Consider the following 12,098-nt stretch of genomic DNA (forward strand, 5'->3'; position numbering starts at 1 on the left):
CCACAGAATGGCCCGTCGGACGGGCGGAGAAACCCGGATCATCGAAAGAGGGTCCGGGTTTTTCGCTGTCCAGGTATGTTTTCCGTGCCGGGTGTGTTGACCGTGTGGTCCGGGTGAGCCGCCGGGTTTATGGCCGGCCGCCCCGCACACCGGATACAAATATGTGCCAAAAAGACGCATTTCCGGGTCCTGGGCGTGCGTATCGCACCACAGATGCACTCCGTGGCCTTTCTCGCGCTCTGCACGGGGAATTGTGTCCGGGCGGTCGTCACATCATGGGCAAGCGGATACGCCCCTCTCTACGCTGGGGGTGGCCCATCGTCGGCCCCCCGGAATGCGACAGGAGAACGCCACCTCAACGGATTCCCCCGCCCTGCCCACCTTCCACGGTTCCCTCCCGATGATCGATCCCGAGGACGTCGCCCTACTGCTGGTGGACCACCAGAGCGGCCTGTTCCAGGTCGTCGGGGATCTGAGCGTCCCGGACCTGCGCCGCAACGCGACCGTCCTGGCCAAGGTGGCAGGTAAGACGGGGATGCTCGTGGTCGCCACTGCATCCGTCCCGCAGGGCCCCAACGGACCGTTCATCCCGGAGATCCGGGAACACGCCCCGCAGACCGTGTACGTGCCCCGCAAGGGTGAGGTCAACGCGTGGGAGTGCGCGGACTTCGTGAAGGCGGTCAAGGCCACGGGGAAGAAGCAGCTCATCATCGCGGGCGTGCTGACCACCGTGTGCATGGCGTTCCCCGCACTCTCGGCGGTGGCCGAGGGTTACCAGGTGTTCGTGGTGCCGGACGCCTCCGGTGCGCCCATCAAGATGGCGGAAGAACTCACCGTCGCGCGGCTCGTCCAGGCCGGTGTGGTCCCCATGGATCTCATCGCGTGCGTGGCCGAGATCCAGTGCACGTGGCGCCGTCCCGACGCCATGGACTGGATGGCGATCTGGTCGGAGATGCTCCCCGGGTGCCAGCTGCTCGTGGAGTCCCACCAGAAGGCCCAGGAGGTCGAGCGCACGGGTGAGCCATTGGATCCGAGCGCGACTGACCGAGTTCCGTAGCGTCTCATCCCCAGCACATAGAAGTCGTCGGTGACCGCCGACGCCCACACCACAGGAGGATCTCTTTGACCGAACAGAGCACCGTCACGACCGAATCCGTCGGCCACGAGGGTGCACCCGTCATCGGGGTCATCGTCTCGACCACGCGCAGGAACCGCGTGGGCCGTCAGATCGCGGACCAGGTCGCCGGGTTGGCAACCGGTGATGACGCCGACGTGCGCCTCATCGACCTGGCCGAGGTCGCCCTGCCGTTCCTCGACGAGCCGGACATGCCGGCCAGGGGCAACTACGTGGAGGACACCACCAAGAAGTGGGCCCGCGTGGTCGCCTCCCTCGACGCCGTGGTCATCGTGACGGCCGAGTACAACGGCGGCTATCCCGCGCCGCTGAAGAACGCCTTGGGCACCGTCTGGGCCGCGTGGAACGGTAAGCCCGTCCTGGTCGTGTCCTACGGCGGGCGCGGTGGGCAGCGGTGTACCGCCGCACTCGTCCCGGTGTTCCAGACGCTGCGCATGGACAAGATCGGACCGGACGTTTCGATCACCCAGTCCGGTGACGACTACGCACCGCACGGTCCACTGACCGACCCCGGCGGGGTCGTGGAGCCGCACCGCTCCGAGATCAAAGCGGGTTTCGCGGCCCTGCACGCCGCACTTCGCTCCGGGCGCGACTGAGCGAACGCGCCTCGTGGCGCATCGGCCTGTTTCACGGGCCGCGGCGTGATGGGAGCGAGGGTGGGTGGGGTCCACCGTGGACCCCACCCACCCTCCCCATCTATTTGTGGGTGTTCACCCGGAGCAGGTGGAACACCGTGTCCTGGGTGGCCAGGTTGAAATTGTCGTCCGCCGCGAGCACGAGGGATGTGTCACCGTCCGCGAAATCCGGACCGAAACTCACGGCCTCCACGTTTCCGGGGGACATCCCCGATACGGCCAGGTCGATGACCAGTTCCTTCTTCATCGGGATTTCCGTACCCGTGAGGGCCCCCGAACGGGACACATCGGTGGCGCCCTTGGTGCTGGCCCGGTAGACCTGGATCTGGTTCTCACCCTCGACGTACTGACGCTCGATCACCAGATAATCGGTCTTGCTCAATTGCAGCATCTCGGAAGCGCCGCGGTCGCCGCCACTCGAACCCCGCGGGACGGACACCGGCTCGGTCTTGTAGACGTACTGGGCCAGGTTGTGACCGGTCCGCCGGTCGAGCTGGGCCAGGCGCAGCGGGCTCCCGGTCTCGGGTGAGGCGACCGGGCCGTCCTGGACCAGGGTTGCCTCGTTCATCACGGAGAACGTGGTGCCGCACGGCCCCAGGGTCAGATTCTCCAGCGCGAGGTTGTTGCGAACGCTCCGGATCTGATTGCGGCTCTGGTCCAACGCTGGGAGATACTGCCGAGGCACGTCGAACGCGCGAACGAACGCCCCCGTGTCGGACATCTCCCGAATGGCCGGGGCGAGTCCCTTGGTCACGTCTTTCTCGTCCGTCCAGAGAGCCGTGTGCGAGGTGCGGTCCCATCGGATGGACTCCGGATCCACGGAGTTCTCCGGGTACGGGGAGCCATCTGCGCGCTGGAGCACCGTGGTGTCCGTGACGGAGTACCCCGGTGCGTCGAAGCCATCATCGTCGAAGGGTAGGTCCAGGGTGTAGAACCTGGCGGGTGCTTTCTGGGAACGGTCGTCGCTGAGGGCCAGATAGGAACCGTCCTCGGAGCGATAGTCCACCCCGGAGATCCCGCCGAAAGGCACGCCGTTCACGCTGCGCAACTCGTCCGGCAAGACCATGCTGTCCACGTAGCTCACCTCGAAGGCGTGCCCCTTGTGATGCCCTCGCCCCGGGCGGTGCTTTTTCCCGTGGTGACGGTGCCGATCGTGGTGGGCCCCCTGATCTCCCCGGTGCTCGCGTACACGGTGTCCCTGCGTGTTGGCCTTACCCTCGTGCGGGTGGGTGCCCGGTGCGGGAGAGCGGTCATGCCCTCCCATGGGGACCTGGACGGCGGAGCCGGTGTTCACCGCCGGCGCCGCGGCCGCGGCCGGTCCCACGGTAAATAAGCCGAACCCCACGGTGATCGCGGCCGCAGGGACGAGTGATCGGTGCATGGCGGTACTCCTCGGTCTGACCCGCGCGGGTGGGCGGTGGGTGTGCCGCAGACCCTACGAGCGTCCGGAGACCGCGAGGTGACCGATCGGTGAACGTCTCTGCGCGACGTCGAGTCCCGGTATGTCCGGGATGGCCGGGCGCCGCGTGGCACGGCCGTCGACAGCGAACGTCGATCGAACCCGTCCGGGCTGGCCAGAAACCGGGCAGGGGCAGGCCTGAGATGGACCCGGGCATGTCACGGGGCGTCGCCGGGGGTATGGGCGCGTAGCCGGAGCCGTTCGGTGACGAGGGGCAGGGACAGCCCAGAATCGTCAGGCATGTCCTTAAACTACTTAGTTCGCGTGCCGGATGAACAGTGTTCGTTTACGCTGACCCCGTGAGTTACTGGGACCATCGCAAACCGGTGCACCGCACCCGCGCCGTGGATACGGACGAGATCGGCCGAACCGCCGCCGCTCTGCTGGATGCGGGCGGGCTCCGGGCCCTGACGGTCCGCGCCGTGGCCGGTCGGTTGAACGTGGCGCCGGCGAGCCTGTACTCGCGCGTGTCGTCCGTGGACGACCTGTTCGATCTCGGGCTCGACCACGCGCTCGGCGCCGACCCCGCCATGCGACACGCGGTGGACACCTGCGAGCTCACGGACCTGATGCTCGCCTATCACGCGCACCTCACGCGCCACGGGTGGGCGTGCCTGGTGATCGGGATGCGTGCTCCCATGGGACCCCACTACCTCCGCTTGTCGGAGCGGATGATCGCTCTCCTGGACGAGCTCGGTGCGCCCGATCCCCTCAGTGCTGCGTACACACTCGCCACCTTCACGCTCGGCAGCGCTCTGACACAGCCGATGGCCCCTTCCGAGCGCGCCGCCCCGGTCGATGCGGAGATCGCGCCGCGCTATGCCCGTCTGCACACCGAGCACCCCGTGGACACCGACGCCGTCTTCCGGTCGGGACTCACGGCCCTGACCCGAACCGCGCTGACACGGGACGACACCGACGGCGCCGGACATGGTGGCGCGCGGCAGGGGCCCCGATGACCCGGTTCATGGAGCGGTTCCAGATACCCCTCTACCTCGCAGCGCTCGCGGTGGGCGCGCTCGCCGGCTGGTGGGCCCCGGGACTCGGCGGCCTCGCCGCCCCCGCGGTGACCCCGGTGCTCGCGGCCCTGCTGTACGTGACGTTCCTGGGTATCCCGCTGCGCCGCGTGGGCGAAGGTCTGCGCGACCTGCGCTTCATGGCGTGCCTGGTGATCGTCAACTTCGCGGTCGTCCCGGTCATCGTGTTCGCGCTCGTCCGCGCATTCTCCATCGAGGGCCCGATGCTGATGGGGGTGCTACTGGTCCTGCTCACCCCGTGCATCGACTACGTGATCGTGTTCTCGGGCCTCGCGGGCGCCGCGAACGACCGGTTGCTCGCGGCATCCCCCGTGCTGCTCGTCCTGCAGATGCTGACCCTGCCCCTGTATTTGTGGTCGTTCCTGGCGCCCGACGTCGCCATGGCCGTGCATTGGGGGACATTCGCCCAGGCCCTCGCGGTGGTGATCGTCATCCCTCTGGTGGCTGCGGCAGTGACCCAGTGGGCCGCAGCGCGGTCCCCGGTGGCCCGGCGGTGGGGCCGGCTCGCCGGTGGTGCCATGGTCCCGCTCATGATGCTCACCCTCGCGACCGTGGTCGCGTCCCAGATCGCCCTCGTGGGTTCACGCGCGCAAGCGCTGCTGCCGCTCGTACCCGTCTACGTGAGCTTCGCAGCGCTCATGACGGCGCTCGGCTGGGCGGCCGGTCGCCTTGCCGGCCTGCGCGTCCGCGAGCGCCGCGCGGTGCTCTTCAGCGGGGTCACGCGCAACTCCCTGGTGGTGCTGCCGCTCGCCCTCGCGGCGCCGGACGGCACGGTCCTCGCGCCGCTCGCCGTACTCACGCAGACCCTCGTGGAGCTGCTCGTCATGCTCGCACTCGTCGGCCTCGTGCCCCGTCTGGTGCGCTGAAGCGGACGACGACGCCGCGGCGCCGGGGCGTCGCGCGGACCCGGCCGAGCGACGTCGTCTCACGCCACAGGGGTGTCGCGGGGTGGAAGGTCGAGAACTCCCAGCCCGCGGGGGTACGATTCCGGCCATGCCTACCAGTCCCACGAGGACGGGCGCGAGACATGCCTCGTGGCGTGTCGTTCTGGTGCTGGTCCTGCTGCTGGTGCTGGTGGCGGCCGTGGTCCTCATCAGTGTGAACCCGTTCAAGTCCGCGGAGCCGCCCACGACCGACTGCACCCAGTACGGGCTGCGCGCGGACGACTCCCGAGCCTTCCCCCACACGGTGACCCTGGCCACGCAGCCGACCACCCAGGACCAGACCCAAGCCGGGGCGCTCGGCCACCTGGAGCAGACCTACACGTACCGCGGGACCACGAGTTCCTACCACGTGATCGACGGCGGGGTGGACGTCTCCAAGCCCGTGGGGCTCGTGATCGACCTGCACGGGGACGGCGGGGCGGAGTACTTCGAACCGGGTGGGCGCACCACGTGCCTGTCCGCGATCGCGGCCTCCCACAACGACCTGTTGGCCGTGCCCCTCACACCCGACTGCCAGGGCGAGTGCACGTGGTGGCAGGGGATGAGTGCCAACATGCGCTGGTTGCGCGCTTTGACCGAGAACCGGCTGCTCGCGGACCTCCCGGTGCAACGGGACCGGGTGTCGTGGTTCGGGTACTCGGGTGGCGCGGAGATGCTCAGCTACGGGGTGCTCAGCGGTGCCCGGGACCTCGTGACCGGCGGTGCGGCCATGGTGGGCGGTGGTGGCGCGCCGGACGGGCTGTCGAAGGTCCCGACCCGCCAGGAGAAGGCCGAGGTGCGCATGTGGTGGTTCACGGGTCTGCTGGACAACGGCTCAGATCCCGCGTCCGATTTCGACGCCGTCACGGCGGCCACGGAGGGTCAGCGCTTCTACGAGAAGCGCGGCTTCACACGCACCCGCCTGGAACTGATGCCGCACCGCGACCACTTCAACATGCCGGACGCCGAGATCCTGGACGAACTGCTCGCGGCGGACGAACCCACGCATTCCACGTGATCTACGGAACACGATTCACGGGCACACGGGGGGAAGTCCGTGGGGTGGGTCACGTTGAGTAATTCTTTAGCATGACATCCCCACCTGGGTGATGCCGGGACCGACACCGTACATTGCATCCAAGTTCATGCTTGTCGTATTCTGGCGACGTAATCTGGGCCAGCAGGGGGATATTTTCGCTGGACGCCATTGCGCATCTTCCGGATGTCACGCTGCCGTATCGGTCGGGGGACCCATCGGCATGATCCATACGTTTGCAGCACCGCGCCTCGACCGAGGACGACGTCCGCATCTCCCTGCACCACCGGTCCTTAGCAAGGGGGAGAGTACTAGCAGTGGACAGCCAAGATCTTAGGAGCGGAGTCCGAGCGCTCGCGCCGGACAGGGCCGTGTACCCGGTGGAGGAACCACCGGCACCGCGCACCCTCGTCGACATCGTCCTCGAGACGGTCGCGCAGTACCCGGACGCCATCGCCTTGGAAGATGAGAACGAGAGCGTTCCCTACGGGGAACTCGAGGACCGGATCGAGACCCACGTCCAGCGGTTGTGGGACATGGGCATCGGACGCGGGGACCGTGTGGGCGTGCGTGTGCCCTCCGGTGGCGTGGACCTGTACGTTGCCATCCTGGCCACCCTGTTCGCCGGCGCGGCTTACGTGCCCGTGGACTGGGACGACCCCGATGAACGCGCGCGCACCGTGTGGGAGGAAGCCGGCGTGGCCGCCGTGTTCGGTCAGGGGCTCGAACTGACCCGCAACCCGGCCGTGACCACGGGTGAGCAGACCGCCACCCCGCGTACCCGCGACGACGCCTGGATCATCTTCACCTCCGGGTCCACCGGTAAGCCCAAGGGCGTGGCGATCTCCCACCGCTCCGCCGCGGCACTCGTGGACGCCGAGGCCCTCATGTACCTGCAGCGCCGCCCGCTCGGCCCCGGTGACCGCGTGATGGCGGGACTGTCCGTGGCTTTCGACGCGTCCTGCGAGGAGATGTGGCTCGCGTGGCGCCACGGTGCCACCCTGGTGCCCGCACCGCGCAAGATCGTGCGCTCCGGCCCGGACCTGGGCCAGTGGATCGTGGACAAGGAGATCACCGCGGTCTCCACCGTGCCCACGCTCGCATCCCTGTGGCCCAATGCCGCACTGGACCGGGTGCGCCTGCTGATCTTCGGCGGCGAGGCCTGCCCCCTGGAACTGACCAAGCACCTGGTGCGCCCGGGCCGTGAGGTGTGGAACACCTACGGACCCACCGAGGCCACCGTCATCGCCACGGGCGCCCTGCTCAACGGGGAGGCCCCAGTGCGCATCGGTCTGGCCGTGCCCGGGTGGGAACTCGCCGTCGTGGACGCCGACGGCCAGCCCGTGGGCTGGGGTGAGACCGGCGAGCTGATCATCGGCGGCGTGGGTCTGGGCCGCTACCTGGACCCCGCAAAGGACGCCGAGAAGTACGCGCCGCTGGAATCCCTGGGCTGGGACCGCGCGTACCGCTCGGGTGACGTCGTGCGCGCGGACCCCGAGGGCATCGTCTTCGCTGGCCGTGCCGACGACCAGGTCAAGGTCTCGGGGCGGCGCATCGAACTCGGTGAGATCGACACGCAGATGAGCGCCGTGCCCGGCGTGAAGCTCGGCGCGTGCGCCGTGCACTCCACCCCGGGCGGTGGCAGCGTGATCGCGGGTTACCTGGTCCCCGAGTTCGAGGGCTCCGTGGATCTCTCCGAGGCGCGGCGTTGGCTCGTGGAACGACTCCCGGGGCAGATGGTCCCCGCGCTGTGCATCATGGACGAACTGCCCATGAAAACCTCCGGCAAGGTGGACCGCAAGGCCCTTCCCTGGCCGCTGCCCGCGTCCAATGACGACGGCTCCGAGTCCCTGACCGGGGACCTCGCGTGGCTCGCGGAACTGTGGGCGGACCAGCTCGGACCGCTGCCGTTCGGCCCGGACAGCGATTTCTTCGCAATGGGTGGCAGCTCAGTGGCGCTCGCCCGGTTGGTCTCCGCGCTGCGCAAGACCCACCCGGACACCGAGATCGCCAAGATTTACGCCCACCCCACCCTCGAGGGCATGGCCGGTTACCTGGCCACGCTGGGGGAGTCCCACGACGTCAAGCGGGACCCCGAGCCCACCCCCGCGAGCACCGGCTGGCTGCAGGGGCTGTTCATCCTGGCCCTGAACTTCCTGAACGGGTTCCGCTACGTGGTGGGCGCGCTCATCGTGGTGTGGCTGCTGGCCGTGGTCGCGGATGCCGGGTGGGTCCCCACGCCGCCGTTGTGGCCGCTCGTCCTGGGGTGGCTCGTGATGTTCTCCCTGCCGGGGCGCGTGTTCATCGGCGCTGCCGCGGTACGCGCGCTGACCGCGGGGTTGAAACCCGGGCACTATCCGCGGGGGAGCTGGAACCACCTGCGCGTGTGGGCCGCCGAGCGCATCGTGGTCTACAACAAGTACGACGTCCTCACCGGCACCCCCATGGCCCGCGGCCTGCACCGGTTGTTCGGCAACAAGATCGGTAAGGGCGCACACCTCTACAACACCCCGCCCGTCACGGGTCTCGTGAGTGTGGGGGAGCACTCCACCCTGGAGTTCGAATCGGATCTGTCCGGCTACTGGCTGGACGGGGACGTCTTCCACGTGGGCGCCATCGAGATCGGTGACAACGCCCGCGTGGGTACCCGCACCCTCGTGGATCCCGGGATGCGCGTGGGCCACGGCGCTGAGGTGCTGCCCGGCTCGCACGTCAGCCGCAACGTCCCGGACGGCGAGCTGTGGGGCGGTTCCCCTCTGCGCCACCATGGCTCGGCCGGCCTCACGTGGCCGGAGGATTCCCCGGAGGCCACGGGCGGCATGAAGACCTGGGGTTCGGCGACGTCGCACCTCGCGTTCTCCGCGGGCGCCGTGCTCGTGGGGTTGTTGCCCTTCCTCGCCCTGATCCCCGGGGCGCTGATCGTGCTGTCCCAGGTGATCACCATCCAGCAGTACGAGGTCGTCTTCCCGATCGTGGCCGTGTGGGTCCCCGTGTTCACCATCGTGACCGCGGTGGTGTGGTTGTTGCTCGTGGTCGCGCTCGTGCGCCTCGTGGCCGGGATGATCGTGCCGGGGTACTTCCCCCAGAACGGTCCCGTGGGGTGGGCCATGTGGCTCACCGAGACGCTCATGCAGCGCACCCTGATCTCCACCTACCCCGTGTACGCGTCCTGCATCACTCCGTGGTTCATGCGCCTGCTTGGGGCCAAGGTGGGGCGCAACGTGGAGATCTCCACCGCGGAGACCATCCCGCACCTGACCACGCTCAAGGACGGGTCCTTCCTGGCCGACCACGCCCTGGTCACGTCCCACCGCGCCGGGTTCGGATGGCTGCACGTGGGTACCTCCGTGATCGGTGAGCGCACCTTCGTGGGCAACTCCGGGATCGTAGGACCGGACCGGGACCTGCCCGCGGACGCCCTCGTGGCCGTGCTCAGCTCCGCCCCGCACCACGCACCCGCCGGTTCGTCCTGGCTGGGTCGCACGGCCGAGCCGATCGCCCGCGCCAAGACCGAGGCCGACGCCGAGTCCACGTTCCGCCCGCAACGGCGGCTCAAGGCGGCGCGTGCGTTCGTGGAGTTCTTCCGCTTCGTGCCCGCCATGGTCTCGGCCTGGTTGGACCTCATCATCGTGTACGTCCTCACCGAGATCTACATGTCCCACGGGATGGGTGCCACGGGTGTGGTGGCCGCGTTCGCGTGGTCCGGTGTGGTGCTCACGGTCGCCAGTACCGTGGCCTGCCTGGTGCCGGTGCTCGTCAAGTGGGCCCTCGTGGGCCGCTTCCGACCGAGCGAACGGCCGCTGTTCAGCTCATTCGTGTGGCGCAACGAACTCACGGACGTGTTCGCCGAGTCCCTCGCGGTCCCGTCCATGATCCGCCTGAGCGTGGGTTCGCCCATGTTCAACCTGTGGGCGCGCCTGATGGGTGCGCACATCGGTCGCGGCGTGTGGTGCGAGTCGTGGTGGCTGCCCGAGTTCGACCTCGTGCGCCTCGAGGACAACGTGTCCGTCAACCGCGGCACGGTCCTGCAGACCCACTTGTTCCACGACCGGGTCATGCGGATGGAGCCCGTGACCATGCGGCGGGGATCCACGCTGGGCCCCAACAGCTTCGTGCTGCCGGGTGCGACGATCGAGGAGCGCACCACCGTGGGCCCCGGGTCCCTGGTCATGCGGCAAGAGACGGTGCCCCCGGACGGCAACTGGGGCGGTAACCCCATCCGTCACCTCGCACCGGGGGACCAGGCGATCAGCGCCGAGGTCGTGCCCGCGATCGAGTCGGACCACGTGTCCACCGCACCGTTGCTCGGAGCTGCACCGGCGCCGCAGTTGAGCGCGGGATCGTCCGCGATGGCCACGGTCCGCACGGACGTCGTCCCCGCGGGGAAGACCTCCGGCAAGCACGAGGGAGTCACCGAATGACGCAGCAGAGCACGCAAGAAGTCGTCCTGGAGGGTGACCTGCCCGTGGGACAGCGCCCGCAACCGGGGCGCCGTCCACCGCGAGAGGTGTGGTTGGGCGACCGCGGGGACGAGGGTTGCACCGCGGCGGAGAGCGGTCTGTGGACCGCCGCGACCCCGGTGGTCACCGCACCGCCGCGTTCCACGTCCGCACCGCGTCAGGGTGCGGCCACCCGCAACGTGACGAGCGCGGACGGCCGCCGCACCAAGCGCCGCATCATGGGCGTGGACGTGGCGCGTGGATTCGCGCTCATCGGGATGATCGCGGTGCACGTGCTCTCCGCGACGAACGCCGCGGGGGAACCGTCCCTCGAATGGACCCTGTTCGCCGGGCACTCGGCCGCGCTGTTCGCCACGCTCGCCGGTGTGAGCCTCGCATTCATGACCGGCGGGCGCACCCCGCGCCACGGTCGTGACGGCTCCCGGGCACGGTTCTCCATCCTGGTGCGTGCCCTGTTGCTGTTCGCGATCGGGCTGACGGTGAACCTGCTCGAACTGCCCGTGTACAACATCCTGATCTACTACGGTCTGATGTTCCTGCTGGCCATTCCGTTCACGCTCATGAGTGTGCGGTGGCTGCTGGTCTCCGCCGCGTTCTTCGCGGTGGTCATGCCGTTCGTGATGCAGTGGTCGCTGTCGGTGCTGCCCGCCCACGTGTACGGCAACCCCAGCTTCCTGGAGATCTTCTCGGACCCGGGATCCGTGTTCGCGGAGCTGTTCCTCACGGGCACCTACCCGGCGCTGCCCTGGATGACGTTCATCTGCCTGGGCCTGGCGCTGGGCCGGTTGCCCCTGTCCCGCGACCGGGTGCAGGTGCTGCTCGTGATCGTGGGCGCCGTGGTCGCGGCCCTGTCCCGCGGTATCTCCATGCTCATGCTGCTGCGGTTCGACCTCGAGGACGCGTTGATCAATGCGACCCCGTGGATGACGTCCGAGGACGTGTGGAACATCCAGTACTACGGCCCGGACCCCCAGTTGCCGGACACCACGAACCTGTGGTTGCTGCTCACGGGCCCGCACACCAACACCCCGCTCGCCCTGTTCGAGAGTGCGGGCATGGCGATGATCGCCCTGGGTGCGTTCCTGCTGCTGTGCCGCGTGATTGGCAAGTGGCTCACGTGGCTGGGTGCCATGGGGTCCATGACGCTGACGCTCTACGTGTGGCACCTGATCTTCCTGGCGTTCGTGTGGACGGACGGCACCCCGTGGTTCTGGTACATCGTCCAGATCGTGGTGGCCGCCCTGTTCGCGGTGGCGTGGCAGCACGCCGTGGGGCCGGGTCCGCTCGAGCGGTTCGTGACCCGGGTGTCCAAGGGCGCCGCGGCCGCGGTGATCCAACCCAAGAAGGCGCCCCCGCGGCGTCGGGTGGAGACCCCGCGACGTCGCCACTGAGCGACGCCGCCCCGCGGGGCGG

General features: G+C 68.8%; 8 protein-coding genes. 7 read left to right on the forward strand and 1 reads right to left on the reverse strand.

Annotated elements, in window-relative coordinates; all coding sequences use genetic code 11:
* Nucleotides 1–334 precede the first annotated feature (334 nt).
* Both HBK84_RS05965 and HBK84_RS05970 read left to right on the forward strand, forming a co-directional pair.
* Nucleotides 335–1,057, forward strand: coding sequence for an isochorismatase family protein (locus HBK84_RS05965; RefSeq protein ID WP_167318432.1), 723 nt, complete (start codon nt 335–337; stop codon nt 1,055–1,057).
* Nucleotides 1,058–1,122: 65 nt separating this feature from the next.
* Nucleotides 1,123–1,731: an NADPH-dependent FMN reductase gene (locus HBK84_RS05970; protein ID WP_167318433.1), complete on the forward strand. Its 609-nt coding sequence runs from the start codon at nt 1,123–1,125 to the stop codon at nt 1,729–1,731.
* A gap of 100 nt (nt 1,732–1,831) precedes the next feature.
* On the opposite strand, the gene HBK84_RS05975 is transcribed toward HBK84_RS05970, so the two are convergent.
* Complete coding sequence (locus HBK84_RS05975) at nt 1,832–2,836, reverse strand: esterase-like activity of phytase family protein (protein ID WP_240919137.1); 1,005 nt, start codon at nt 2,834–2,836, stop codon at nt 1,832–1,834.
* Between the two features lie 692 nt (nt 2,837–3,528).
* Here HBK84_RS05975 and HBK84_RS05980 point away from each other — a divergent pair.
* The 5 genes from HBK84_RS05980 to HBK84_RS06000 all read left to right on the forward strand — a co-directional run bounded on the left by HBK84_RS05980 (nt 3,529) and on the right by HBK84_RS06000 (nt 12,076).
* A complete protein-coding gene (locus tag HBK84_RS05980) occupies nt 3,529–4,188 on the forward strand; it encodes a TetR/AcrR family transcriptional regulator (protein ID WP_167318435.1) in 660 nt (219 codons plus the stop codon).
* The gene (locus HBK84_RS05985) at nt 4,185–5,132 is read left to right on the forward strand and encodes an arsenic resistance protein (protein WP_167318436.1); all 948 of its coding nucleotides are present in this window, start codon (nt 4,185–4,187) and stop codon (nt 5,130–5,132) included. Before HBK84_RS05980 ends, HBK84_RS05985 begins: the two co-directional genes overlap by 4 nt.
* 127 nt (nt 5,133–5,259) lie before the next feature.
* A complete protein-coding gene (locus HBK84_RS05990; RefSeq protein WP_240505781.1) occupies nt 5,260–6,207 on the forward strand; it encodes a hypothetical protein in 948 nt (315 codons plus the stop codon).
* Nucleotides 6,208–6,596: 389 nt separating this feature from the next.
* Nucleotides 6,597–10,646, forward strand: a complete 4,050-nt coding sequence (locus tag HBK84_RS05995; protein WP_240919120.1) for a Pls/PosA family non-ribosomal peptide synthetase — start codon at nt 6,597–6,599, stop codon at nt 10,644–10,646.
* On the forward strand, nt 10,643–12,076 hold the full coding sequence (locus HBK84_RS06000) for a DUF418 domain-containing protein (protein WP_085108680.1): 1,434 nt from the start codon (nt 10,643–10,645) through the stop codon (nt 12,074–12,076). Before HBK84_RS05995 ends, HBK84_RS06000 begins: the two co-directional genes overlap by 4 nt.
* The last annotated feature ends 22 nt before the right edge of the window (nt 12,077–12,098 follow it).

Source organism: Kocuria sp. KD4 (assembly GCF_011769905.1).
Taxonomy (GTDB): Bacteria; Actinomycetota; Actinomycetes; order Actinomycetales; family Micrococcaceae; genus Kocuria; species Kocuria marina.

Excerpts from the sequence above, each read along its gene's own strand:
- HBK84_RS05965 (WP_167318432.1), top strand. The coding sequence starts at position 335 with ATGCGACAGGAGAACGCCACCTCAACGGATTCCCCCGCCCTGCCCACC.
- HBK84_RS05975 (WP_240919137.1), bottom strand. The coding sequence starts at position 2,836 with ATGGTCTTGCCGGACGAGTTGCGCAGCGTGAACGGCGTGCCTTTCGGC.
- HBK84_RS05985 (WP_167318436.1), top strand. The coding sequence starts at position 4,185 with ATGACCCGGTTCATGGAGCGGTTCCAGATACCCCTCTACCTCGCAGCG.
- HBK84_RS05990 (WP_240505781.1), top strand. The coding sequence starts at position 5,260 with ATGCCTACCAGTCCCACGAGGACGGGCGCGAGACATGCCTCGTGGCGT.
- HBK84_RS06000 (WP_085108680.1), top strand. The coding sequence starts at position 10,643 with ATGACGCAGCAGAGCACGCAAGAAGTCGTCCTGGAGGGTGACCTGCCC.